The sequence below is a fragment of the Rhizobium redzepovicii genome, assembly GCF_019793435.1.
In the GTDB taxonomy this organism is placed as follows: Bacteria; Pseudomonadota; Alphaproteobacteria; order Rhizobiales; family Rhizobiaceae; genus Rhizobium; species Rhizobium redzepovicii.
In genome coordinates, this window is the sequence record NZ_JAILYH010000004.1 from 337,436 (window position 1) to 361,842 (window position 24,407).

The 24,407-nt window shown below is 61.0% G+C and carries 27 protein-coding genes; 12 read left to right on the top strand and 15 right to left on the bottom strand.

The features are described from left to right. The first annotated feature begins 254 nt into the window (after positions 1 to 254). Positions 255 to 548 carry a DUF982 domain-containing protein gene (locus K6N12_RS08750; RefSeq protein ID WP_097612589.1) on the top strand — a complete coding sequence of 98 codons (294 nt, stop codon included), beginning with the start codon at positions 255 to 257 and terminating at the stop codon, positions 546 to 548. Between the two features lie 153 nt (positions 549 to 701). Here K6N12_RS08750 and K6N12_RS08755 read toward each other — a convergent pair whose 3' ends face one another. Further along, on the bottom strand, positions 702 to 1,529 hold the full coding sequence (locus K6N12_RS08755) for a nickel-binding protein (protein ID WP_097625408.1): 828 nt from the start codon (positions 1,527 to 1,529) through the stop codon (positions 702 to 704). A gap of 387 nt (positions 1,530 to 1,916) precedes the next feature. Between K6N12_RS08755 and K6N12_RS08760 the strand changes: the two genes are divergently transcribed. From K6N12_RS08760 to K6N12_RS08770, 3 genes are all read left to right on the top strand, one after another. Continuing rightward, positions 1,917 to 2,174, top strand: coding sequence for a DUF982 domain-containing protein (locus K6N12_RS08760; protein WP_003586584.1), 258 nt, complete (start codon positions 1,917 to 1,919; stop codon positions 2,172 to 2,174). Between the two features lie 101 nt (positions 2,175 to 2,275). Continuing rightward, entirely contained in the window at positions 2,276 to 2,446 is a 171-nt protein-coding gene (locus tag K6N12_RS08765; protein ID WP_010069037.1) for a hypothetical protein, read from the top strand. After that, on the top strand, positions 2,446 to 2,712 hold the full coding sequence (locus K6N12_RS08770) for a hypothetical protein (protein WP_097625409.1): 267 nt from the start codon (positions 2,446 to 2,448) through the stop codon (positions 2,710 to 2,712). The genes K6N12_RS08765 and K6N12_RS08770 overlap by 1 nt, the downstream gene beginning before the upstream one ends. Positions 2,713 to 2,771: 59 nt before the next feature. On the opposite strand, the gene K6N12_RS08775 is transcribed toward K6N12_RS08770, so the two are convergent. Next, positions 2,772 to 3,521, bottom strand: a complete 750-nt coding sequence (locus tag K6N12_RS08775; RefSeq protein WP_097625410.1) for an SDR family oxidoreductase — start codon at positions 3,519 to 3,521, stop codon at positions 2,772 to 2,774. Positions 3,522 to 3,627: 106 nt separating this feature from the next. Between K6N12_RS08775 and K6N12_RS08780 the strand changes: the two genes are divergently transcribed. Further along, positions 3,628 to 4,308 carry a TetR/AcrR family transcriptional regulator gene (locus tag K6N12_RS08780; protein WP_097625411.1) on the top strand — a complete coding sequence of 227 codons (681 nt, stop codon included), beginning with the start codon at positions 3,628 to 3,630 and terminating at the stop codon, positions 4,306 to 4,308. Positions 4,309 to 4,329: 21 nt separating this feature from the next. On the opposite strand, the gene K6N12_RS08785 is transcribed toward K6N12_RS08780, so the two are convergent. Next, positions 4,330 to 5,844: an FAD-dependent oxidoreductase gene (locus tag K6N12_RS08785; protein WP_097625412.1), complete on the bottom strand. Its 1,515-nt coding sequence runs from the start codon at positions 5,842 to 5,844 to the stop codon at positions 4,330 to 4,332. A gap of 44 nt (positions 5,845 to 5,888) precedes the next feature. Here K6N12_RS08785 and K6N12_RS08790 point away from each other — a divergent pair, with 44 nt between their 5' ends. After that, positions 5,889 to 6,401: a MarR family winged helix-turn-helix transcriptional regulator gene (locus K6N12_RS08790; protein WP_097625413.1), complete on the top strand. Its 513-nt coding sequence runs from the start codon at positions 5,889 to 5,891 to the stop codon at positions 6,399 to 6,401. A gap of 37 nt (positions 6,402 to 6,438) precedes the next feature. Here the strand turns inward: K6N12_RS08790 and K6N12_RS08795 are convergent, their stop codons facing one another. The 7 genes from K6N12_RS08795 to K6N12_RS08825 form a co-directional block, all read right to left on the bottom strand. Further along, a complete protein-coding gene (locus K6N12_RS08795) occupies positions 6,439 to 6,831 on the bottom strand; it encodes a RidA family protein (protein ID WP_097625414.1) in 393 nt (130 codons plus the stop codon). A 37-nt stretch (positions 6,832 to 6,868) separates the two neighbouring features. Then, positions 6,869 to 7,450, bottom strand: a complete 582-nt coding sequence (locus tag K6N12_RS08800) for an NAD(P)H-dependent oxidoreductase (protein WP_097625415.1) — start codon at positions 7,448 to 7,450, stop codon at positions 6,869 to 6,871. Beyond that, positions 7,450 to 8,856 carry an FAD-binding oxidoreductase gene (locus K6N12_RS08805; protein WP_097625416.1) on the bottom strand — a complete coding sequence of 469 codons (1,407 nt, stop codon included), beginning with the start codon at positions 8,854 to 8,856 and terminating at the stop codon, positions 7,450 to 7,452. Before K6N12_RS08805 ends, K6N12_RS08800 begins: the two co-directional genes overlap by 1 nt. A 1-nt stretch (position 8,857) precedes the next feature. After that, positions 8,858 to 10,171 carry a cytosine deaminase gene (locus tag K6N12_RS08810; protein ID WP_097625417.1) on the bottom strand — a complete coding sequence of 438 codons (1,314 nt, stop codon included), beginning with the start codon at positions 10,169 to 10,171 and terminating at the stop codon, positions 8,858 to 8,860. Continuing rightward, positions 10,171 to 11,022: an ABC transporter permease gene (locus K6N12_RS08815; RefSeq protein ID WP_097625418.1), complete on the bottom strand. Its 852-nt coding sequence runs from the start codon at positions 11,020 to 11,022 to the stop codon at positions 10,171 to 10,173. The genes K6N12_RS08810 and K6N12_RS08815 overlap by 1 nt, the downstream gene beginning before the upstream one ends. Beyond that, entirely contained in the window at positions 11,022 to 11,846 is an 825-nt protein-coding gene (locus K6N12_RS08820) for an ABC transporter ATP-binding protein (RefSeq protein WP_097625419.1), read from the bottom strand. Before K6N12_RS08820 ends, K6N12_RS08815 begins: the two co-directional genes overlap by 1 nt. Positions 11,847 to 11,918: 72 nt before the next feature. Continuing rightward, the gene (locus tag K6N12_RS08825; protein ID WP_097625420.1) at positions 11,919 to 12,935 is read right to left on the bottom strand and encodes an ABC transporter substrate-binding protein; all 1,017 of its coding nucleotides are present in this window, start codon (positions 12,933 to 12,935) and stop codon (positions 11,919 to 11,921) included. A gap of 181 nt (positions 12,936 to 13,116) precedes the next feature. On the opposite strand from K6N12_RS08825, the gene K6N12_RS08830 reads away from it, so the two are divergent. Next, positions 13,117 to 14,067, top strand: a complete 951-nt coding sequence (locus K6N12_RS08830; protein WP_097625421.1) for a LysR family transcriptional regulator — start codon at positions 13,117 to 13,119, stop codon at positions 14,065 to 14,067. Between the two features lie 128 nt (positions 14,068 to 14,195). On the opposite strand, the gene K6N12_RS08835 is transcribed toward K6N12_RS08830, so the two are convergent. Then, positions 14,196 to 14,993: a creatininase family protein gene (locus K6N12_RS08835; protein WP_097625422.1), complete on the bottom strand. Its 798-nt coding sequence runs from the start codon at positions 14,991 to 14,993 to the stop codon at positions 14,196 to 14,198. Positions 14,994 to 15,233: 240 nt separating this feature from the next. Here K6N12_RS08835 and K6N12_RS08840 point away from each other — a divergent pair, with 240 nt between their 5' ends. Then, positions 15,234 to 15,713, top strand: a complete 480-nt coding sequence (locus K6N12_RS08840; protein WP_222148802.1) for a DUF2938 domain-containing protein — start codon at positions 15,234 to 15,236, stop codon at positions 15,711 to 15,713. A gap of 188 nt (positions 15,714 to 15,901) precedes the next feature. Here K6N12_RS08840 and K6N12_RS08845 read toward each other — a convergent pair whose 3' ends face one another. From K6N12_RS08845 to K6N12_RS08855, 3 genes are read right to left on the bottom strand one after another with little or no spacing between them, the layout of a single operon-like run. Next, positions 15,902 to 16,543, bottom strand: a complete 642-nt coding sequence (locus tag K6N12_RS08845) for a ThuA domain-containing protein (protein ID WP_097625424.1) — start codon at positions 16,541 to 16,543, stop codon at positions 15,902 to 15,904. 17 nt (positions 16,544 to 16,560) lie between these two features. Continuing rightward, the gene (locus K6N12_RS08850) at positions 16,561 to 17,661 is read right to left on the bottom strand and encodes a Gfo/Idh/MocA family protein (protein WP_097625425.1); all 1,101 of its coding nucleotides are present in this window, start codon (positions 17,659 to 17,661) and stop codon (positions 16,561 to 16,563) included. Between the two features lie 34 nt (positions 17,662 to 17,695). Then, the gene (locus tag K6N12_RS08855; protein WP_097625426.1) at positions 17,696 to 18,895 is read right to left on the bottom strand and encodes an ROK family transcriptional regulator; all 1,200 of its coding nucleotides are present in this window, start codon (positions 18,893 to 18,895) and stop codon (positions 17,696 to 17,698) included. A 199-nt stretch (positions 18,896 to 19,094) separates the two neighbouring features. Here K6N12_RS08855 and K6N12_RS08860 point away from each other — a divergent pair, with 199 nt between their 5' ends. The 4 genes from K6N12_RS08860 to K6N12_RS08875 all read left to right on the top strand — a co-directional run bounded on the left by K6N12_RS08860 (position 19,095) and on the right by K6N12_RS08875 (position 23,354). Continuing rightward, a complete protein-coding gene (locus tag K6N12_RS08860) occupies positions 19,095 to 20,399 on the top strand; it encodes an extracellular solute-binding protein (protein WP_097625427.1) in 1,305 nt (434 codons plus the stop codon). A 78-nt stretch (positions 20,400 to 20,477) separates the two neighbouring features. Beyond that, positions 20,478 to 21,416, top strand: a complete 939-nt coding sequence (locus tag K6N12_RS08865; protein ID WP_097625471.1) for a carbohydrate ABC transporter permease — start codon at positions 20,478 to 20,480, stop codon at positions 21,414 to 21,416. Continuing rightward, positions 21,409 to 22,257 carry a carbohydrate ABC transporter permease gene (locus K6N12_RS08870; protein WP_097625428.1) on the top strand — a complete coding sequence of 283 codons (849 nt, stop codon included), beginning with the start codon at positions 21,409 to 21,411 and terminating at the stop codon, positions 22,255 to 22,257. Before K6N12_RS08865 ends, K6N12_RS08870 begins: the two co-directional genes overlap by 8 nt. A gap of 23 nt (positions 22,258 to 22,280) precedes the next feature. Next, on the top strand, positions 22,281 to 23,354 hold the full coding sequence (locus tag K6N12_RS08875) for an ABC transporter ATP-binding protein (RefSeq protein ID WP_097625429.1): 1,074 nt from the start codon (positions 22,281 to 22,283) through the stop codon (positions 23,352 to 23,354). 112 nt (positions 23,355 to 23,466) lie between these two features. Here the strand turns inward: K6N12_RS08875 and kdgD are convergent, their stop codons facing one another. Beyond that, positions 23,467 to 24,393: a 5-dehydro-4-deoxyglucarate dehydratase gene (gene kdgD / locus K6N12_RS08880; RefSeq protein WP_097625430.1), complete on the bottom strand. Its 927-nt coding sequence runs from the start codon at positions 24,391 to 24,393 to the stop codon at positions 23,467 to 23,469. Positions 24,394 to 24,407 lie beyond the last annotated feature (14 nt).

Below are 24,407 nucleotides of genomic sequence, written 5' to 3' on the forward strand. Positions count from 1 at the left end.
GCCTATACCAAACTTACGGCGCGATTGATCATATTTGGCTGAACACGTGTGCGATGGATCAATCAATCTAGATCTTGGTGCTTTTGAACCTAGATCGCTGACCAATTCACTCAAGATAAGCTGATCGGGCTATTCTGCCGTTATGGAAGTAGTTGCGGATGCTTTTGGCTAAAGGCAGGTGATTTTGTCTTGAATAAATCAAGGTTTTTCAGTAATATTATCCCATAAAAAAGTAATATAAATGGGAGGATACTATGGCGGAAACTCGGTTTGATCCGGTTTTGCTTCATCGTCAGCATTTCATCGCGGAGATCACATGTCTCGATGAAATCTTCGATTTTCTGGATGAATGGCCGCAGGACAAACGAGGTCTGGCATATGACACGCTGTTGAAGGCGTGCAGGGACACGGCCAGCGGCCGTTTCCCGCTGAGCGCTGCGCGCGAGAATTTCCGGCGTTTTCTGAAGATGTCGGGTGTGCTCGCCAAAGTCGAGGGCGCCCCCAAATTCGAGCAACTAATGGGGGATCGAAATATCGGGAATGCCTGATGATAGTGAGTAGGCAGGGGGCGCGCCGTCACGTCATGTGCGGCGCGTCTTGCGTTCAGGCTGCTCGGCGGCCGCCTATTCTTCGCCAGAAAGCGTCATGACACTCACTACGAGAGACAGATGTCCTCCGGTGGTCGCAGGCTCGACGGAATTTCAAGCAAGGCTGTCATTCGCCCAGTCGCAGCGGAACACCATCACAGGCTTCGAAAAGCCCTTGAGCCGCCGGCGCGAGGCGTGACCGAAGAGATCGGCGGCGCCGTATTCCCTAAAAATATTCTCTGAGACGAGAATCTGGTCACTTGATGCGGCCGCACAGAGGCGTGCGGCGAGCTGTACGGTCGAGCCGAACAGATCGTTACTGTCCTCGACCGGCTCGCCGCAATCCAGCCCGATGCGGATATGGATCGGCTCGGTGTTTCCGCCGTTGTAAAGCTGGAATTCCTTCTGGATTGCCATGGCGCATTCGACGGCGGCAGTGGTCGCGGAAAAGGCCGCCATGATGCCGTCGCCGGTGTGCTTCACTTCGCGGCCGGAATTTTGGCCGAGGCATCGGCGCACGATCGCGTCATGGGCTCTCACCATTTCAGTCCCGATGCGGTCGCCGAGCCGCGCGGTCATCTCGGTCGATCCGACGATATCGGTAAAGAGGATTGCCCGGTGGCCGGGATCTATTTCGGCGGAGGATTGGCCAGGCGCCGGATCGGGGTCATGAATGCGGCCGAGAAACGCCTCGACAGCCGACAAAGCGACCTCAACGACCTCGCCAGCGACGAAGCCGTGCGCCTCGCGATGCACACATTGGGCGGTTTCCATGTCAGGGGCATCCACGAGACAGAAGGCGGTCCCGCGGCGCTGGTCGAACCAATAGGTCAGGAACTTGACGCCGTAGCGATCTTGGATGTCCAGATCCATGCGATGCGCCTGCGCAACGTCGGCCGCCGACGTTCCCTCGAGAAAGTGCCGATCCATGAAGATAGGCATCGCGTGTCCTCCCAGATCCGTTGCGTGCAAGCGATGGCATTCTACGATCTGGACGCTTTCGCGTCCACCTTTGGCACAATCAATGAATGAATATAAAGGCTGTTGCTTCCGGAGAATTCGATGCGTTGCTGTAAATTCTATAGAATACTCGGCAAAGGCCGGCTTTTAATGAGTAGGCTCGGCAGGAGAAGCCTGATATTTACCATAATCAGCCGTTTGATAACCAGTTGCGGGGTTCTCGACGCCGATCAGAGCACTTCAAGCGTTGCATGTTCTCAAAGCGCCTGCTGGAGGGGGCGAGGAGAATGTCCGCTCCCGCCTACCCCACGGCACGCAAATTGCATCTTTAACTCGTAAGCTCACCGAAATTGGAAAAGCTGTAGCAAAGTGAGACAGACGGCAAATTTTCGACCGGTCGGCTTGGCCTCAATGGGGCTTGGCCATTATGCCGTTATTAACTCTGTGTGGGACGCTGCGCGCACGCTTCTGCACGAGTGGCCGGTCGATGACGGCGAAGACTATTTCGAAGCCGTGAAGTCCTGCCTGGATGCGATTATCGGCGATCTCCCGCCGGAAGAGGTGCGGGCATCCTTTATCCGGGCTGCTCAGGAAGCCGGCATCGCCGTCATTGAGGCTGCGGACTGAACACCCGCCTGATCCAATCGTCCTGAACGCCAGATCCGCCCGACTTGACATTTTCGGCCGAGAGGCTAAATTAGAACAAAACAGGAACATTGGAGATGGTCATGACGCATACGGAACAAGTGATCGCCAACGCCCTAGCCCTTGTCGAAGCGTCGCGTGCGGCGCGCGAGCGCGATCAGTTGCGCCGCGCCGCCTGGCAGAGAAAGGTCGAACTCAGCCGGCCGCTGCCGCCCTTGCCGCGTCCGGTTCAATTGCCATTGGCGCTGAACTGATGCAGCCGGCAAAGATCCAGGAGCCCGATCCCATGTCGCCCAATCTGGCCTTGCCTGATCCTGCTTGGCCCGATGCTGCTTGGCCCGATCGTGCTTGGGAAGTCGAAGCCGTGCTGGCCTGGCATGACGACAATGCTAAGGCGGCGATCCGCTCGCTGCTCGACGACTGCAAACATCTCCGCCAGCAATTGGCCCTGGCGGAGCGGGCGATGAGCCGCGGAATGACCCGCGGTTGGACACCGCGATACAAGCGCGACGCCCTCTGACACGAGAGGGCCTCCCGCCGTTTCAGGCCGCGCCTCACGGAGAGCCGCCGAAAGCGTTGTCAGATCTGCGCCCAGCCACCGTCGACGCACAATTCAGAGCCTGTGATGTAGGCCGAGTCATCGGAGGCGAGAAACAGCACTGTTTTGGCGATCTCATCGACCGTGCCGCTGCGGTGCATCGGAATTTGAGCATGCACCTGCACCTTCGTCTGCTCGATCATCTCTTCGCTCATGCCTGCTTTACGCGCCTGATCGGTATCGATGTAGCCCAGAGCCATGGCATTCACGCGAATCCCTTTCTCGCTCAGTTCCACGGTCAGCGAGCGTGCCAGCGAACGAATGGTGGCTTTCCCCGCGGAGTAGACGCTGACATAGGGGCGGCCTTGTCTGCTGAGCGTCGAGGTGTTGAGGATGATCGAGCCGCCGGAGTGCATGAGCGGAACGAGTTTCTGCACTGTGAAGTAGGTTCCCTTAAAGGTGTTGGCGATGGAAAAATCGAATTCTTCCTCCGACATGTATTCGAACAGGTTTGGCTTTGCCCCGCCGGCATTCGCAAAGATGATATCGACGCGACCATACTTTCTTTCGAGATGGTCGCGAAGCGCATCGATATCTGCAATCCTGGAAATATCGCTGCGGATGGCGTCGACACCATTGCCGATGCTTTGCGCCGCCGCATCCAGCGTCGCCTGATCGCGGCCAGTGATAACGAGTTTTGCGCCTTCTCGTGCGAAGAGCTTGGCTGTCGCCAGTCCCATTCCCGAGTTGCCGCCGGTGATGACTGCGATTTTACCGTCCAATTTACCCACATTCGTCTCCAATTTACGTCTGAAGACCCGGCATGGCGTGCAGGATTGCTGGAGCAGCGGGGCCGGAAGTTATATATGAAACATCCTTCAGCTTTTGGATTCGCTTATGGGAACGGGCTCTCCGCTACCGCTAACCCCCCGGAAATCCCCGCGTCAGGGCCGAGCCATCGCCACTGTCGACGCCATTTTCGAGGCAACCCTTCAGGTTTTGTCGAGCGATGGCCTCATCCGTCTGAACACCACGCGAGTGGCTCGCCGTGCCGGCGTTTCTGTGGGAACGCTCTACCAGTATTTCCCGAACAAGCTGGCCTTGCTCTTCGCGGTGCTGGAGCGACACCTCGAAATGCTGGCCGGCGCCATCGAGAAAGCGCGTGATCAAAACCGGTGCGCTGCGAAAGAGTTGATCGCCGAGCCCGTGGTGAAGGCCTATCTTCAAACGCAGTTGGCGCAGGCTGAGATTTCCCCAGCCCTCTATCGCATCGCCATGGAACTCGACGTCCGCGCGTTGATCGAGGCGGCGGTCCGGCGGAGCGCAGGGGCCATCGAGGCGATGCTGTCCACATCGGCGGACGGCCGTTTCGCCGATCCGGGCCTGCTTGCTCAAACCCTGGCGGCAGCGCTTTACGGAACCGTCCCGCCCTTCTGCCACCGCGTTTTGTCCGCGGCCGATGGTCTTGAGGCCGAAAGGCAGCTGACGACCATGTTTCGCTCATATCTGGTTGCGCAGCCGGAATTGAACGACCGGGAATGCGAGGTCAGCGAGCCGGGAATGCGCTGTGACCGATAAAGGCGCGGTCAGCTTATCGCCTCATGACCGTTCTCCCGCCGTCAGGCCAAGGCCCAACTGGGCGAGATAGTCTTCCAGCGCCGAAGCTTCACGGGATGCGACAATTGCGCCGATATAACCGTCCGGACGCACCAGCACGAAGTCGCCCGGCGTCAGGGCGTAGGCGTTAAGGAAGTGTCCGCTTTGATCGATGAGGTCGCCGCTCCCGCCGATCCTGTGAATATGTAATCCCTTGCGCGATGGCACGGCTGCCTGGTCGACCTCATAGCCGAGCAACGTCCAGTGCGTGCCCTTGTACAGTTCGAACAAACGTCTCGGCTGGCCGGCCGCAGCCATGAGCGGTGCATCGGGCGCACGGTTGCCTGCCAGCAGGCCGCCGCGCCGGGCCGGTTTTTCCAATGAGAGGGAAGATTCGGGATAGCCGATATCGAGCTGATGGACCTCGCGGCCACGCCTGAGATCGCCGCGCTTCAGCGCATCGAGAAGACCGGTGGCAAGACCGAGCATCGCCGCCGCGATCGGGCGGCGCTCTTGCTCATAGCTGTCGAGCAGCGCATCCGGCGCGCCGCCGGCGACCGCCGCCAGCTTCCATCCGAGATTATAGGCGTCCTGCACGCTGGTATTCAGACCCTGGCCGCCGGTCGGCGGATGCGTATGGGCGGCATCGCCGGCCAGGAAGACGCGGCCGAGCCGGTAGCGATCGGCAAGGCGGGCATTCATGTGGAAGGCCGACGCCCAGGAAACCGAGTGGACGTGAATATCGTCGCGGCCGGTGCGCTCCGCCACCAGCGCGGTCAGACCCGCCGCGGAAAGATCGATCTCACCTTCGAGCGGGATCGGTGCCTGGATCTGGAACAGCTCCGTTCCGGCGAGCGGGCAAAGCCCAATCTGCCGCTGCATATAGCCTTCGCCGAACCGATGCCAGGCGTCGCGATCCAGACCCGTCAGCATGACGTCGGCGACGATGGCGCGCACGCCGAGCGTCTTGCCGGGAAAGCCGATATCAAGCGCGTGGCGCACGAAGCTGCGCCCGCCATCGGCGCCGACCAGCCAGCGCACGCGGATCGTCTCTTGCCCGGACGGACCCTGGAGCCGCGCCGTCACGCCCGCATCATCCTGCTCGAAGCCGATGAGTTCACATCCGAAGTCCGGGCGGTACCCTAGTTCGAGGAGGCGCTCGCGCATCACGCCCTCGGTCTGGAACTGCGGCACCATCAGCGGAAAATGATAGGGCTCGGCAGGCGTCGGCTCCTCGCGCAGGACGGCGTCGGATTCGCTGAAGCTTCCATCGTCGCGATATTCCCGCTGCCGGGGATAGGCGCCGCCGAGCGCGACGATCCGGTCGAGGATGCCGAGATCCTCGAAGACTTCCTGCGTTCTCGGCTGAATGCCCTTGCCGCGCGAGCCGCGGAACGGGTCGTTCAATTTCTCGATTAGACGAAAGCTGACGCCGCGCCGCGCCAGCTCGATCGCCAGCGTCAGGCCAGCTGCACCGGCACCTGATATTAGCACGTCCACCGTAGAATTCTGTGTCATTGCCATCTCCATGTGTGTATTATGCACATAATAGGAGAATCGATATGCCGTCAAGAAATAATGTGCATAATACACATATGTCGGAAAGGCTGCGTGAACTGCATGGGGCTTTGATCGAGATTGTCAGCGTCATGAACCGGCCGCAGCGTGACGAGCAGATGGTGCGCGAGGCGGGGATATCACTCGATCGTGCGCTGTTTCCGCTGCTGGTCACGGTGGAACGCCTCGGCCCGATCGGTGTGGTCGAGCTCGCCGATCGCGCCGGGCGCGACTACACCACCGTCAGCCGTCAGGTTGCCAAGCTCGAAAGCCTCGGCCTGGTCGAGCGTCGCGGAAGTGCCGCCGATCGCCGCGTGCGCGAGGCGGTCATCAGCCCGAAAGGCAAGGCGATGACCGATCGCATCGACGTGGCGCGTGAAAGGATCGGCCGCGCCATCTTCGAGCGCTGGGACGAGCACGACTTCAATGAGCTCGTGCGGCTGATGCGGAAGTTTGCAGAGGATATCGGCGATGATACCGGCGGTAACGTGGCAGAGTCCCAGGGAGCGGGCGGGTGACGAGGGTGCGTCCCTGGGTGCGTCCCGAGGGCTCGCCTCAGCAAAACAGTTTGGCGGCGGTGACTTCGACTTCCACGAGGAATTCTAGGCGGGTGAAGCCGCTGACGATGATCAGCGTCGAGGCCGGCTTCGGATCGAGCGTATAGCGATCCCGCATGGCCATATAGGCGGGGAAATCCTCACGTTTCGTCACAAAACCTGAGATGCGGATGACGTCGGCAAAACTCATTTCCGCTTCGGCGAGAATTGCCTTGATGGCCTCGAAGCAAAGTTCTGCCTGAGCGCCGATATCCTCCGGCACTTTCTCGTCGAGACCGATGCCGAGCTGCCCTGAGGTCACGAGCAGCGAAGCGCCCGGCGGCACCAGCAGCCCGTGATTGTAATTTCCGAACGGACGGCGGACGGACGGGGGATTGAAAATCTTCTTCATAGGCCGTTCCTCAGTGCAACGAGGACGCTGCGGGCTCTTAAAACCGCTCCATCGCCGTCTTCACCTTCTCCAAAAAACTGGCCCGGCTTTCCGGCGTGCAGTTGTTCATGTCGTAATGGGCAAGAAAGGTGACCGGCCGCAGCGGATTGATCTGCGCCCTCAGCACACGCTTGACGATCTTCTTCGGCGGGTTGCCGGCGGCGAAGGCGCGAAACGGCGTCGCGCCGTATGTCAGCACCGCCGCGAGTTTCCTGATGTGGCGCAGCCGCGATTCCACCTTGCCGTCGACCAGTTCGAAGGAGACGCCAGGAAGCCAGACGCGATCAAAATAGCCCTTCAGGATCGCCGGGAAACCGAAATTCCAGATCGGCGTCACCAGCACCAGCGCTTCGGCCTGCTTCAGCCGCTCGACATAGGGTTTCACCAGCTCGGTATTGCCGGGATAATCGTGATAGGCGAGCCGGTCGTGTCGGGAGAGCACGGGATCGAAATTCTCGGCATAGAGATCGCACGCATCCACCTCGTGACCGGCCTTTTGCAGGCTCTCCAGCGTCTGTTTGTAGAGCGCCTTGCCGTAGCTTTCCTCGACCGGATGCGAGTGAAGAACCAGAACTCTCATCAGGCCTCCATGACGCTCGCGAGCCCCGGGAAGAGATAATTCTTGCCGGCATTGAAATCGAAATCGGGATTTTCCCAGGCGATCATCTTGCCGGGGTTCAACAGCCCTCTCGGGTCCGTTTCCTGCTTGAAGGCGAGCTGTACCTTGTCGGTGCGCTTCATGCCGCCTTCTTCAAGCGTATAACGATGCGGATTGAAGATCGGGCAGCCGTGATCCTGGTGGATCTTGATGATCTCCTCGAGGCGTTCCTCCGTGCTATAGCGCACCAACGGCAGGCCGGAGCACTGGATCTGACCGTCGAACCTGATGAATTCGAGATGGCCCGGCACTTCGTCGCCGAAGATCTCGACCATCTTGGCGACCTTGGCGACGTGATCCGGGCCCGGATACTGAACCTGCAGATAGGTGAAGCCGGGATCGACCTTCAAGGCACGCAGCGTCGTGTGGTTCCAGGCAAGCTCATAGGCATGCGGAATACCCTTCATGCTTTCGACCGTGTCGGAGCGGAAGATGATCTCGCCCTTGTGGGCGGCTGAAAAGGCGAGGAAGGCATCCATCGAATGCGGCGCGATCATCAGCACCACCACCGACTGGCCCTTGCGGATATAGGGTCTGTGGCGGGTGAAATAATCGTGCGGGATCGGTGCCGCGATCGGGGCGATTTCCTTGACGAGGATGCCGTTGCATTTTGCCAGCGCATCCGAGAAGCGCACCGAAGCCATGAAGTCGTCATGGCCGACAAGCACGTCGACCCAATCATAGGCAGGGGCGAGCGGCATTTCGATTTCGGTGATGATGCCGTTGGTGCCGTAGGCATGGCTGACCTTCTGCAGATCCCAGCCGGTTAGGTCGAGCACGCGCGGCTCGGCCTCCATGGTAACGACGCGCAGACGCAGAATATTGCCGAGATCGCGCAGTCCGCCCCAGGTGATCGAACCGACGCCGCCGGAGCCGCCGGCGACGAAGCCGCCGACCGTTGCCGTCTGCGCCGTCGACGGATGGAAACGCAGTTCCTGACCGGAATGCGCCTTGGTCTGCTTGTCGAGTTGAGCAATGACGATGCCTGGTTCGCAGACCACCCGACCGGGATGGATTTCTTTGATCCTGTCCATGGCGGCAAGGTTCAGCACGATCCCGCCGGAAAGTGGCATGGCCTGGCCGTAATTGCCGGTGCCGGCGCCACGCGGCGTCACCGGCACGCCATGGGCGAAGGCGACCTTCAGCGTTTGGATGACCTCTTGCTCGTTTTTCGGCGTGACGACGAGATCGGCCGTCACATTGTCGAGCTGCGCTTTCAGGATCGGCGAATACCAGTAAAAATCGCGGCTCTTCTGGCGCACCAGCGCCGGATTGTCCTCGATGGCGATGCCCTCGAGTTCCTTTTTGATCGTTTGATAATCCGGCATGTCAGGCTCCAACGATGTTATCGAGTTCACGGTAATCCGGCAGGCTGCGGTCGATCACCTTGCCGCGACGAAGCACGACGCGGTCGGACTGTGGACGGGAGAGAAATTCGCCCCAGCGCCGGGCGCTGAAGAGCACGAGATCGGCCAGCGCGCCGGCGGCGATGCGCCCCTTGTCGGGCCGGCCGAGAATATCCGCAGGCGAGGTAGTGACGACGCGCGCGGCCGTGTCCAGCGGGTGATCGAGATGCAGGATGCGGACTGCTTCACGCAACACCTCGACCGGGTCGAGATCGCCATAGGCATAGAAGGGATCGCGGGTATTGTCGGAGGCCACCGCTGTCGCAACGCCGGCGGCCGCCAGTTCCTTGAACAGGGTCACGCCGCGCCAGCGAGGGGTCCGGCCGGGATATCGGTCCTGCAGATAGAGGTTGCACATCGGCAGCGAGACAATGGAGAGGCCGGCCTTTGCGACGAGCTCGACCGTGCGTTTTGCCGCCTCCTCGTCCTGCCTGGCGAGCGAGCAGCAATGGCCTGCCGTCACCTTGCCGTCGAACCGGTTGCGCAGCACGGCTTGCGCGATCGCCTTCAGCGTCTCGGCGGCGGGATCGTCGCTTTCGTCGACATGAAGATCGACGTCGAGGCCCTTATCGGCGGCAGCCCTGAAAAGCACATCGAGCTGGCTGTCGAGATCGGGATTCATCCGGGTAACGCCGCCGATCAGCCCGCCTTTTTCGCGCACGACGGCAACCAGGTCAGCGAAATAAGCCGCGTCCACCATATTCTCCATCGGGAAGAGCGCCACCGCCTGCAGCGCGACCCTGTCTTTCCAGGCCTCGCGCATCTCGGCAAAAACCTCGAAGGAAATGCGGTGCTGCGGCGCCAGCGAATCGAGATGCGTGCGGATCAGGCTGGTGCCGTGCGCATAGGCCGAGCGCAGCGAGAATTCCATGCGCTTGCCGACATCCGCTGCCGACCAGTACGCCTCCCGGTCCGCTCGCACCGCGTCCAGGGCGCCAGTGAAGGTGCCGTCGGGATTGGCGTTGCGCGGCCAGATATGCCCCTTGTCGAGATGGGTGTGCATGTCGGTGAAGCAGGGCCAGACCATGCCGTCCTTCAGATCGGATCGTGGCAATTCCACCGGGGCTGCACCCGCCGGCAGCAGCGCGGAGATGACGCCATCGGCGATGACGATATCCGCCTTGACCAGCCCCTCGATCGCCGGCGCGTCAAATCCCTCGATGGCGACGGCAGGCAGCGTCGCATTGCTCAGCACGAAGCGGCCGGCATTGGGCGGCGAAATGAAGGAATGGGTCATCAGTTTTCCCGTTTCAGGCTGCTCTCATGCCAACGATGCAGGGCGAGCCAGGAAATGAACGAGGTGACGGCGAAGATCGCCACGCCAAGCAGGGAGAGCATCAGCAGCGCGGCGAAGAGGCGCGGAATGTTGAGCCGGTACTGTGCTTCGAGCAGCCGGAAGGCAAGGCCGGAGCCGGCGCCCGCCGAGCCGGCCGCGAATTCTGCGACGACGGCGGCAATCAGCGCCAGGCCGCCGCCGATCCTGAGGCCCGTCATGAAATAGGGCTGGGCGGCGGGCAGTTTGAGGAAGAGCAGCGTCTGCCAGCGCGAGGCGCCGTAAAGCTCGAAGAGATTGATGAGATTGTGGTCGACGCTCTTCAACCCCTGGACCATATTCGAAAGGATCGGGAAGAAGGCGACGAGGAAGGCGCAGATTAGCAGCGCCACCTGGGTCGACGGTGCATAAATCAGGATCAGCGGCGAGATCGCCACGACCGGCGTCACCTGCAGGATGACGGCAAGCGGATAGAAGGCAAGCTCGATCCAGCGCGACTGCACCAGGAAGATCGCAAAGCCGACGCCGCCGACAAGGGCCAGCATCAGCGACAGCAAGGTGATCTTGGTGGTGACCCAGAGGGCAGGGGCAAGCGTATCCCAGTCCGTTACGAAGGCGTTTGCGACGGCGGCCGGACCCGGCAGGATATAGGGCGGCACGCCTGAGAGCTTCACATAAGCATACCAGATCAGGACCAGCAGGCCGATAACGAGGAAGGGGATGGCGATGCGCAGCGCGAGATCGCGGCGTCTTGCGCCTGCTGCATTTACGGAAAGATGAAGGAGCCGCGGCGGCGTATCCGTTTCGTCATGCATCAATGCTCTCCCGCCGCGTTGATTGCCCCGATCAGCGAAAGGGAGACCGTCTCACAGGCCTTCCGGTATTCTTCCGAGGTGCGGTAATGCTCGTCGCGTTCCAGGCTGGTGGTCAGCGGAACATCGGCATGCACACGGCCGGGCCTTGCCTTCATCACCACGATGCGGTTCGAAAGATAGGCGGATTCATAGACCGAATGGGTGACGAAGATGACGGTGATGCCTGTCGTCTTCCACAGCCGCAGCACGTCGTCGTTCAGCCTCTGGCGGGTGATTTCGTCAAGCGCGGCGAAGGGCTCATCCATCAAAAGCAGCTTCGGTTTCGTGACCAGCGCGCGGGCGATCGAGACGCGCATCTTCATGCCGCCGGAAAGTTCGCGTGGATAGGCTTTGGCGAAATCCTGGAGGCCGACGGTGGTCAGCGCCTGCATGATCTCTCCATGCGCTGCCGCCTTCGAAACCCGCCTCAATCTCAGCGGCAGGTGGACATTGTCGAACACGTTCTTCCACGGCATCAGCGTCGGCTCCTGGAAGACGAAGCCGATATCGCCCTCCGGCAGGCCCCTGGCATTGATGCGCGAACTCGGCCAGTCAATCGCCCCCGACGTCACGTCGCCAAGGCCGGCGATGATGCGCAGCGCTGTCGACTTGCCGCAGCCCGAAGGGCCGAGCAGGCTGACGAACTCGCCGCTTTCGACGGTGAGCGACATGTCGGAAAGGGCGACAGTGCCGCTGGAAAAGACCTTCGAGACCGACTGCATCACGACCAGCGGCCGCTTGCGCGTCTCTTGCGGGGATAAGGCCTGGGCCTTTGCTAACGGCATTGCCTGTCTCATTCACCAGGGGAGTATGCGGTCCGCCACCACAGGCGGACCATCGGCCGACGTCGGAGGTGCCTACTTCTTCATCGCCATTCCGATGCTCTTGCAGACGAATTTCGTCGTGAAGGCTTTGCCGTAATCGGTCTCCGGCTTGAACACCTTGATCGCCACCATCTCGTCGAAGAACGCCTTGTAATGCGCGTCGGTGATGCAGCCGATGCCCTTGTCCAGGCTGTCGCCGGATTCGATGATGCCGTATTCCTTCATCTTGGCGATCGAGTAGGCGATCTGGCCATCCGTCATTTCAGGATTGTCCTTCTTGATCAGCTCATTCGCCTTGCTGTTGTCGCCGTAGAGGTAGTTGTACCAGCCCTCGATCGAGGCATCGACGAAGCGCTGGACGACATCCGGCTTGCTGTCGATCATCGTCTGTGTGGTGGTGATCATCGTCGAATAGGGCGAATAGCCGTTGTCGGCGAGCAGGAAGACCTTCGGTTCGAAGCCGGCCTGCTTCTGGATCTCGTAGGGCTCGGAAGTGAGGTAGCCCTGCTGGGCGGATTCCTTGTCGGCAAGGAAGGGCGCGGGGCTGAAATTGTAGGGCTTATACTGCTCGTCCTTGAAGCCCTTGAAGTTCGCCTTCATCCATTCGAAATAGGTAAGGTAACCGTCCTTGCCGAGAAACAAGGTCTTGAGCTTGGCAAGATCCTCGAATTTGTCGATACCCGTATCCGGATGGGCGATCAGGACCTGCGGATCCTTCTGGAAGATCGCCGCGACATCGACGAGCGGGATGCCCTGTTCGACAGCCGAGATCTCACCCTGCGGCCCACCCATGTAGAAATCGATCTTGCCGGAAATCAGCAGCGCGCTGTTGGCCGCGTTCGGGCCGCCCTGCACGATCGTGACGTCGAGGCCGTGTTTCGCATAGGTGCCGTCGGCGACCGCCTGGTAGAAGCCGCCGTGCTCGGCCTGCGCCAGCCAGTTCGTTCCGTAGCTGACCTTGTCGGCCGCATGCGCCGCAACAGTAGCGACGAGCGCGCCACCAAAACCCATAAGGGCGGAAAAGACCGTATTCTTCAGTGCATTGGGCATGATCAGCGTTCCCCTTTTGAGTTCGCAACGCCTGTGATGACGTCGGATTTTCTTCATTGGAGCGATTGCTTTGCTCTTTGAAAAGCATCAAATTTCGTGCGCAACGATGCCTTTTTGGCATCTCAACGGCAGCCTGTGCCTAATTTGTGCGTCTGCTTTATTTTCATGCAACGAGGTTGCCATGCTGCATTCCCGAAAGCTCATCTACATCAATGAGATCGCCCGCACCGGTTCGATCCGCAAGGCGGCGGCGCGGCTGAATGTGGCGTCATCGGCGATCAACCGCCAGATTCTCGCGCTGGAGGAGGAAATGGGCGCGCCGCTCTTTGAGCGGCTGCCGCGCGGCCTGCGGCTGACGGCGGCCGGTGAACTCTGCATCGAACATATTCGCGAAGTGCTGAAGAATTACGAGCGGCTGGAAGGGCGTATCCGCAGCCTGAAGATGCAGCAGGCCGGCAAGGTCCGCATCGTTACCACGGTTGGCCTTGCCGCCGGCCCTCTGCCTGACATCATCGCTCGGTTCCAGTCGGAGCATCCGCGCGTCTTCATGCAGCTGCGCAATGACGCGGGCACGATGACGGTCACTCCGGTGCTGTCGGGCGAGGTGGATATCGGCCTCGGCTTCAACATTCCGGCGACACCGGGCATCCGAACGCTTGGCAGTTTCGATATCCCGATCGGCGTGGTGCTGCCGCCCGGCCATCACCTGATCGGTTCAGGCCCGATCAATCTGGCGGATATCGTCCAGGAGCGCCTGGTGCTGGCCCAGCAGGGCACCAGCCTGCGTGATGTGATCAATCTGGCCTTGGCGCGCCTCGACGTGCATGTCGAGCCGGTGCTTGAGACCAATGCGTCGGAGATGTTGAAGAAGCTGGTCAAATCGGGGGCGGGGCTGACGATACTAAATCCGCTCGACGTCATCACCGAATGCAGGCAGGGCGAGCTCGTTTTCCGGGCGATCGCCGAACCGCATGCGCGCCAGCAGCCGATGAAGCTTTTTGCCCGCGCCCGCGCGCCGCTCGATTCAGCCACCAGCTTGTTCGTCGAATACCTGCTCGCCGAACTTGCCGGCCTCGTGCAGGAACTGCAGGCCAAAGGTCATATCGTGATGGAAAAGCCTGTCGCACCTTAGAACAGGATTCATATTCTAGGGGTCGACCTAAATATGAATCCTGTTCTAAATTAAAGGGTTAGAGCATGATGTCGTCCGAAAACCGCACACACTTTTCGGCCTAATGCTCTTGGTCGCTTTCGCCGGCGTTATTGTGAATAGAGGCTGGAAAGCGGATAGCGCTTCAGGTCGGACAGCAACTCGATGAAGCCCTTGACCTGATGGCGGCAGATCGCTTCGCCTTTCTCCACCGTTCCGCGCGAGGCGTCGCCGACGACGCCGTGCGGATTGAGGTCGTGGGCGATCCAGGCAAGCGAATGCGGCGGCAGCGGCTGGATATATCTCGATTGTCCGCGCATCCATTCGGCCTTGGAGGTGAAATTCTGCGCCCTGTCCATCCGCACCAGATCGGGGCGGAAATAGAGCATCAGCGAGGTCTCGACCTCGCCCCCATGGATGCCGTATTTCAACTCGTCTTCGCCGATCATGCCTTCGGGATGACCGAAGCGGCCCCATTGCGTTGAGACGACGGCCATCTGACAGCGGACGCGCAACTCGCGCGCGACGATGCTCATGATGTCGACATTGCCGCCATGCGAATTGACGATGACCATCTTGCGAATGCCGGCTTCGGCAACCTTGGCGCCGATCGCCGTCCAGACGGGAATGAGCAGCTCAGCATCGAGCGACAGCGTTCCCGGCCCATAGATATGTTCGTTCGCCTTGCCGATCTCCTGCGTCGGCAGGACCAGAAAATCGAGGTCGTCGGGCTTCTGTTTCCGCAGTTCGGCCAGCATGCCGTTGGCGATCGCCACATCGGTCGCGATCGGCAGGTGCGGACCGTGCTGTTCGGTCGAGGCGATCGGCAGGATGGCAATGGTCGTGTCGGGCGAAAGTCCGGCGAAATCGGAGCTATTCAGTTCGTTCCAGTAAAATGGCATTGCCATCGCCGCGCCTCTCATTGCCGTTTCGACAGTGAGTAGGAAATATCGCTGCACGCGAAAAGCATCAATTTGCGCCCGCACCGATGCCTTTTTGCGGATGATGCAGCATCGGCCATCGCCCAGAGGGCGGGGCACTGTCATATAATCCCCGGATGCGCGAGGAATTCACTGGAGCCATTGCGCCGACGCGCCTGCAATGGTTTGCTGGCGTCTCTGCAATTTAACGCTCTCCGGTGATTCCCAATGTTCGATATTCTGTGGCGCGGCTTGGCGATCGGCGCCGGCGCAACCATCCTGATGGACCTCTGGGCGATCGTGCTCACCAAGGTCTTCGGCCAGACGGCGCCCAATTGGGCGCCGGTCGGCCGCTGGTTCTGGCATCTCCGCCGCGGCAAGGTCTTTCACGACAGCATCGCCGATGCCGAGCCCTATGCCAATGAACTGGCGCTCGGCTGGATCAGCCACTACGCCGTCGGCATTCTCTACGGCGTTATCTTCGCGCTCATCATGGGGCAGGGCTGGTTGGCCGTCCCGACATTTCTCCCCGCCTGGATATTCGGCATCATCACCGTCGGGGCAGGGTGGTTCCTGCTGCAGCCGGGCCTCGGCATCGGCTGGGCCGCTTCCAAACATCCGACCCCGAATAAGGTGCGGTGCTTCAATCTGCTGGCGCATACGGTGTTTGCGCTGGGGCTTTATGAGACGGCGTTGATCCTGCGTTGAGATTGCCAAAAACCCCTCCCCACAAGGGGGAGGGGCTAAGCTGTGGTGTCCGGCGGCGACCGAAAGCAGAGGTCGTATTGGCTGGTGCCGTTCGACGGATTGATACGATAGAGTTTATGTGAAGCGGTGCGGCATCTGAGTCCCTCCCCCTTGTGGGGAGGGGTCTTTGTTCCCCGCGAACCGAACAACTATCGCGCTGCCCAATTGGCGCCGCGGCGGAAAATCGTCTTCATCTCCGGCACGTCGAACTCCTTGGCCTGATGGCCGAGCGAGGAATAGAAAACCCGGCCCTTGCCGTATTTGCGCTTCCAGACGACCGGCATGACGACGCCGTCGATCCAGTAGGCGTGCTCGCCGGTGAATTTCGTCGTCGCCAGCACCTCGTTCGAGGGGTCGACATGCATGTAATATTGCTCCGACGTATAGGGGAAATCGGCAATCCCCTCCATCAGCGGATCGTCCGGCCGGGTGATGTTGACGGTATAGTCGATGATATTGCCGGGATGGGCCACCCACTGGCCGCCGATGATGAACTGGTAGTCGACGGAGTCGCGGAAGGCATCGCCTGCGCCGCCGTGATAACCGGCGATGCCGACGCCGCTTTCGACCGCGGCGGCGAGGTTCTTGACCTCCTCCTTCTCGATCTTCGACATCGTCATGATCGGCACGACCAGGCTGAGATCATGAACGGAAGGGTCGGCAAGGGCCTCGGTGCCGTGTTCGAGATAGACCTTGAAGCCGTCCTCCTCGAGCATCCCCTTGATGATTTCGGCGCATTCCTGCGGCTCGTGGCCGCTCCAGCCGCCCCAGACGATCAGTGCTTCACGCATAGTCATTCCTCCTGAAATTATTTCGCCAGCCGTCCGTCGACGATGGATTGCGATATGGGGGCAGGGCGCTCCACCGCCGTTGAGATCGCCACCGTCCGGCCGGTCTCAGACGCAGTGTGGAACGCTTCCATGACCTCCAGCACATGCAGCGCCAGATCGCCATTGGCGCGATGCGGCCGGTTGGAGCGGATCGCATGCGCCATGTCGGCGACGCCGAGCGAGCGGTAATTGCCATCGGCATAGGGAGATGTGAGGGGCTGATCCTCGAATTGGCCGCCCTTGCGCAGATATTCGACAGGGCCTTCAAATCTGTTGGGATCGGGCACAATAAGCGTGCCCTCGGTGCCGTAGACCTCGAGCGGCACATGCTTGTGGCCGGCGACGTCGAAGCTCATGGCGATCTGGACGACGGCACCGCCTGCAAAAGCCATCATGCCGGTGACATGGGTCGGCACGTGCACGGGAATGCGCTCGCCGTTGCGCGGCTCGCTTGATATCAGCCGTTCGGGCCGCGGCGTCGTCGCAAAGCCCGCCACTTGAGCGACCGGCCCGAGAAGATTGACGAGGTCGGTGATGTAATAGGGACCCATGTCGAGCATCGGCCCGCCGCCCAATTCGTAATAGAAGGCCGGGTTCGGATGCCAGCGCTCATGGCCCGGGCACATGAAGCTCGCCGAGCCGCCGACCGGCTGGCCGATGACGCCCTGGTCGATCAGCGCGCGCGCCGTCTGATGACCGCCGCCGAGGAAGGTGTCGGGGGCTGCGCCGATGCGCAGATTCCTGGCCTTGGCGGCCTCCGCCAATTTTTTCCCTTCCGCGAAATTAATCCCCAGCGGCTTTTCCGAATAGGTATGTTTGCCGGCCTCGAGCGCCTGCAATGCCACGGCAACATGGGCTTTGGGGATCGTCAGATTGACGATGATTTCGACCTTGGGGTCGGCGAAAAGCTCCTCGACCGTTCTGGCGGGAACATTGAATTCACGCGCCTTGGCTTCCGCCAGTTCCCGGTTGAGATCGGCGACGCCGCGGATGTCGAGAATGGGAAAGGACGCCATCGCTTTGAGATAGGCGCCCGAAATATTGCCGCATCCGATGATGCCGATACCGACTCTTTCCATGAATTCCTCCATCTGATCGTGATTGTGACACCCGTCAGAGTGCCGGCCCGGTGGTGCTCCAGGGCGATTCGTAGAGTTCGTAGAGCGCCACCGCAGCGGCACCCTGAGCCCAGAAATCATCGCTCGAATCGTCGAAGACGAGTTCGCTCACGCCCTTCAGTGAGGGCGGAATGGCAAGCGCATAGGCATCGCGCAGGCTGTTCAAAAAGGGTTCGCCGAGCGCCAGGCTCGACCCGACAAGGATGACGCGCGGCGGCGCAAACAGCGTAACGATATTGGCGATGGTCAATCCCACCGCTTCGCCGGCGCGGATGGCGGCGCCGATCAGCCGGTCGTCATCGGCCTTGATCAGGGCCTGGGCATGAGTCATGCCGCGCCCGAGCCGGATCGCTTCGGCAAAACGCCCGTCGGCCTGCTGTTCGCCGAGGATGGCGCTTTCGCCGGCCTGGCTGAACAGCCGCACCACGCCATTCGGCCCCATGCCGAGCACGAGGTCGCCGAGATTGTGGCTGAGACCGCCGGCGCCGCGGAACAGGCTGTTGCCGTGCAGCACACCGAGGCCCAGCGTCTGCTCCAATGAAATCAATACCATATCCTCGAGATCGCGCGCTTTGCCGAACCAGTGATGGCCAAGCGTGATGGCATGCGCGTCACTTTCGACGATGGTCGGCGTCGACAGCCGCGTCGACATCTCGGCGGCGAAATCGACATTGGTGTCCCGGAAGATCGGGCTGCTTCTGATGTAGCCGGTGCGGTGCTCGATGACGCCGGGAAAGCCGAGGCAGACGCTGTCGACATCTTCGAGCGACAGCCCGGCATCGACGACGCAGCGCCGCACGCCGTCCTCGACCAGATCGGCGATGACGCCGATCGGCTGCCGGTCGAGGCGGATCGGCAAAGCGAGTTTCGACAGCACGTCGCCGCGGAAATTGGTGACGACGAAGACCATCCGGTTGGCGGCGATCTTGCCACCGACGACGCGGGCGGCGTCGGGATTGAGCTCCAGCGCCACACGCGGCCTGCCGCGCACCGCCTCGTTGCGGATATCGCCTTCGTGGCGCGGCAGGATCAGCCCGTCGTCGAGCAGCGAGGCGGTAATGGCGGAAACCGTGGTGGTCGAGAGTTCGGTGCGTTCGCTGATCTCGATGCGCGAGATCGGACCATGGCGCCGGATGGTGTCGAGCACGTTCAAGCGATTGATCGCGCGCATCAATTCTGGATCTGCGGTCTTCATGAAAAACTAGCCGGCATCGTTCGTTGGGCGGAAGCCAATATTTTTAACGGGTTACGAAATAAATAGCAGGCAATCCCACGGACCTGTCAAGCACATTTGGTAAAAATAGCGGCAATTGGGTTGACATCCGGCAAAAGCTCCGGTGAATTAATCCGCATTGGGGAAAAATTGTGAGGATAGGTCCCCTGGGAGGAAAATCATGAATTTTATGCTGAAGAACGCCGCTTTCGGCGGCAGGCGCATCGTATCCATGGCCGCGGCAGCCGGCATGTTGCTGGCGGGTGCGGGTGCTGCCTCCGCGACGACGGTGGTCAAATGGTTGCATCTCGAGCTCGACCCGAAGAACGTCGCGGCCTGGGAAGACATCGTCAAGAAATACGAAGCCCAGCATCCGGACGTCGACATCCAGATGCAGTTCCTCGAAAACGAGGCCTTCAAGGCCAAGCTTCCCACGCTGCTGCAATCCGACGACGTGCCGGATTTCTTTTTCAGCTGGGGCGGCGGCGTGTTGAAGCAGCAGTCCGAGACCGGCGCGCTGCAGGATGTGACGGCAGCGCTCGATGCCGATGGCGGCAAGCTGCGCAAGGCCTACACGCCGGCCTCGGTCGACGGCCTGAGCTTTGAGGGCAAGACCTGGGCTATTCCCTACAAGGTCGGTCTGGTCAGCTTTTTCTACAACAAGGCGCTGTTTGCCAAGGCTGGCGTCAAGGCCGAAGACATCAAGACCTGGGCTGATTTCCTCGCTGCGGTGAAGAAGATCAAGGCGGCCGGCATCGTGCCGATTGCCGGCGGCGGCGGCGAGAAATGGCCGATCCATTTCTACTGGAGCTATCTCGTCATGCGCGAAGGCGGCCAGAAGGTCTTCGACGCCGCCAAGAACGGCGAGGGCGAAGGCTTCCTCGACCCCGCCATCATCAAGGCCGGTGACGACCTTGCCGAACTCGGCAAGCTCGAGCCTTTCCAGCCCGGTTATCTCGGCGCCACCTGGCCGCAGACGCTCGGCGTTTTCGGTGACGGCAAGGCGGCGATGATCCTCGGCTTTGAGGCCACCGAGGCCAACCAGCGCAAGAATGCCGGCGACGGCAAGGGGCTGGCACCGGACAATATCGGCCGTTTCGTCTTCCCGACGGTCGAGGGCGGCGCCGGCAAGCCGACCGATACGCTCGGCGGCCTGAACGGCTGGGCCGTCACCAAGAAGGCCTCCAAGGAAGCGATCGATTTCCTCGCTTTCCTGACGAGCGCGGAGAATGAACGGGCGATGGCCAAGGCCGGCATGTTGCTTCCCGTTGCCGTCGGCGCCGATGACGGCGTCGTCAATCCGCTGCTGGCCGAATCGGCCAAACAGCTTGCCGGTTCGACCTGGCATCAGAACTTCTTCGATCAGGATCTCGGTGCGGCCGTCGGCCGTGTCGTCAACGACGTCTCGGTGGAAATCGTCTCCGGCCAGATGAATTCCAAGGACGGCGCCCAGATGATCCAGGACGCTTTCGAGCTGGAACAATAACCGGCGCCCGCAGAGCCTTCCCGGCGCTCCAGATCCAGTGGAGCGCCGGCATTGCTGCCGACGAACGAAAGCAGGACCATGGCCAATATTTCAGTTCCCTCGATAACGACTGCCGCAAGGCCGGCACGAAGAGCCGCAAACAGCAGAAGTTCGGTCGCCCATGACCGGCTGGCGGTGCTCTTGCTGTTTCTGCCGCCGGCGCTGCTGCTCTTCACGCTCTTTGTCATCATGCCGATGGGCGAGGCGGCCTGGTACAGCCTCTACAAATGGAACGGCTACGGCACGCCGACCGAGTTCATCGCACTCCGCAATTTCCAGGTCCTGTTCCGCAATGCGGCCTTCACCCAGGCGCTGGTCAATAACGGCCTGATCATCGTCATCTCGATCTGCATCCAGGTGCCGCTCGCCATCTGGCTTGCGACCATGCTCGCCCACCGCATTCCGGGCGTCGTCGGCTATCGGCTGATCTTCTTCCTGCCCTATGTGTTGGCGGACGTTGCCGCCGGCCTGATCTGGCGCTTCGTCTATGATGGCGATTACGGCCTGTTTGCCGCCATTTCCAACTTCTTCGGCTTCGCCAATCCTTATGTGCTCGCCGACAAGGACCTGGCGATCTATGCCGTGCTCGGTGTCATCGTCTGGAAATATTTCGGCTTTCACATGATGCTGTTTATCGCAGGGCTGCAATCGGTCGACAAGAGCGTGCTTGAGGCGGCCGAAATCGATGGCGCCACCGGCTGGCAAAAATTCCGCTATGTCACGCTGCCGCTGCTCGGTTCGACCCTGCGCCTGTCCATCTTCTTCGCCGTCGTCGGTTCGCTGCAGCTTTTCGACATGATCATGCCGCTGACCGGCGGCGGCCCGTCCAACTCCACCCAGACAATGGTCACCTTTCTATACACCTATGGCGTCATGCGCATGCAGGTGGGTCTCGGCAGCGCCGTCGGCGTCGTGCTCTTCATCATCTGCGTAACGCTCGCCTTCGGTTACAAAAGGATCTTCATGCGCCATGACTGATACGAGCTCTTCCATCCGCATGCGCGCATCGACCCGCATCTACCTCTACGTGTCGCTGACCCTGATTGCCGCCATCGTGCTGATCCCGCTGCTGACGACGGCGCTTGGCGGCTTCAAGACGCTGGGCGACCTGCGCACCAATCCCTTCGGCCTGCCGACGGAATGGCAGTGGGCGAATTATACCGACATTCTGTTCGGCGAGCGCTACTGGCTGCAGATCGGCAATTCGCTGATCATTGCAGCGCTCACCGTGCTGCTGACGCTGATCGTCTCGTCGATGGCGGCCTTCGCCTTTGCCCATGTGCGCTTCTTCGGTTCGTCCTTCCTGCTCAATTATTTCCTGCTCGGCCTGATGTTTCCGGCAGCGACCGCGATCCTGCCGCTGTTCATCCGCATCCGCGATCTCGGCTTGCTGAATACCTATTGGGGTGTGGTGCTGCCGCAGGTCGCCTTCGGCCTCGGCATGAGCATCCTGTTGTTCCGGAACTATTTCCGCAACCTTCCGGAAGAATTGTTTCAGGCGGCCTTCGTCGATGGCTGCGGCTATCTCCGTTTCTTCTGGCATATCTCGCTGCCGCTCTCCCGGCCGATCGTCGCGACCGTCAGCATCATCTCCTTCGTCGGCAGTTGGAACAGCTACATCCTGCCGCTGATCATGCTGAACTCGGAATCGAAATATCCCTGGCCGCTCGGCATCATGGTCTATCGCGGCGAATACGGCACGGAATGGCAATTGGTGCTGGCCTTCATCACCCTGACCATCCTGCCGACAATCATCGTTTTCTTCGTCGCCCAGAGGCACATCATCGCCGGATTGACCGCCGGCGCCGTCAAGTCCTGAGCCGAACTATTGGAGTTGCAATCATGGCATCCGTTTCACTGCACGATGTAACCAAGGCCTATGGCGCCGTCGACGTTATCCACGGCATTTCGCTTCATATCGAGGATGGCGAATTCGTCGCCCTGGTCGGTCCGTCCGGCTGCGGAAAGTCGACGCTGCTGCGGATGATCGCCGGCCTGGAAGAAATCACCGATGGCGAGATCGCGATCGGCGGCAATATCGTCAACGCGATGACACCGCGCGAGCGCAACATCGCCATGGTCTTCCAGTCCTATGCGCTCTATCCGCATATGACGGTCGCCGAAAACATGGGCTTCAACTTGAAGCTCGCCGGCGTTGCCAAACCCCAGATCGAGGCCCGCGTTGCCGAGGCTGCCCGCATGCTCGATCTTGCCGAGTTGCTCGACCGCAAGCCGGCCCAGCTTTCCGGCGGCCAGCGCCAGCGCGTCGCCATGGGCCGCGCCGTCGTGCGCAATCCGGCCGTCTTCCTGTTTGACGAGCCGCTGTCCAACCTCGATGCGAAACTGCGCGTGCAGATGCGCTCGGAGATCAAGACGCTGCACCAGAAGGTGAAGACGACGTCGATCTATGTCACCCATGACCAGATCGAGGCGATGACGCTCGCCGACCGCATTGTCGTGCTCAATCAGGGCAGGGTGGAGCAGTCGGGCACGCCGCTCGAACTTTACAAAAAGCCGGCCAACCTCTTCGTCGCCGCCTTCATCGGCTCGCCGGCGATGAATATGCTCGACGGCACGGTGGAGGGTCAAAACGGCGCGCCCGCCGCCCGCCTCGAAGACGGCACAGCGATCCTTATTGCGCCCGACCGCCGGGTCAGGCCCGGCCAGGCCGTCACCATCGGCCTGCGCCCCGAACATCTCGTTCCCGGCCTGTCGGCCGGCACGCCGCTTGCCGGCCGCACCATGCTGGTGGAACCCACAGGCGCCCAGACCCATGTGGTCTTCGATCTCGCCGGCCAGCAGGTGACCGCCATCGTCGACGGTGAATACCCCGCCCGCTACGGCGCGGTGTTCGAGGCAAGCATCGCCAGCGACCAGGTGCATGTTTTCGACCGCGGCAGTGGCGTGGCGCTTTGATTGCTGCGCGCGTTTTGTGCGATAGGCTGTGGGCGTGATTTAACGGATGGCTGACAACGACAAAACCGCCGAGCAAGCCCGGCGGTTTTGTCGTTGAAAAGGTAACCCGCGACTACTCCGCCGCGATCCGCGAGACGCCGTTGGCCTGGACGATCTTTTCCAAGAGTGTCAGCTCTTCCGGGGTGAGGTCCGTCAACGGCGGGCGAACCGGGCCGGGGTTCTGGCCGAGGACGCGAAGACCCGCCTTGATGATCGAGACGGCATAGCCCTTCTTGCGGTTGCGCAAGGCGACGAAGGGGAAGAAGAAGCTCTTCAGGATTTCATCGACGGTTGCCTGGTCGCCGGTGCGAAGGGCGCCGTAAAAGCGCTGGGCCAGCGCCGGGACGAAGTTGAAGACGGCCGAGGAATAGGTCGTCACGCCGGCGGCGAAATAGGCTTGCGCATAGACCTCGTGGGTCGGCATGCCGCCGACATAGACCAGACGGTCGCCGAGCAGGGTGGTGATCTCGATGACCTTGTCGACATCGCCGACGCCGTCCTTGAAGCCGATCAGGTTCGGGCATTCGTCGGCGAGCCGCGCGATGCTTTCGGCCGTCAGGACGGCGTTGTCGCGGTTATAGACGATCACACCGATGCCAACCGATTGGCAGACTGCCTTCACGTGTGCGATCAGGCCGGCCTGTTCGGCAAACATCAGGTAGGGCGGCAAAAGCAGCAATCCGTCCGCGCCGGCCTTTTCCGCCGCCTTGGCGATTTCGATGGCGAGCGATGTGCCGTAACCGGTGCCCGAGATGATCGGCGTCTTGCCGGCCGAGGCCTTGGCGGCGCGGACGACCTGAGGGATTTCGGCCGGATTGAGGGAGAAGAACTCTCCCGTGCCGCCGGCGGCAAACAGCGCAGCCGCGTCATACCCCGAAAGCCATTCGACATGACGACGGTATTTTGGCTCGTCGAATGTGAGCTGATCGTCGAAATGCGTCACCGGAAACGAGAGGAGACCACTACCGACGGCCTTCTTCAATTCAATCGGGTTCATCATGAAGTCCTGTTCCT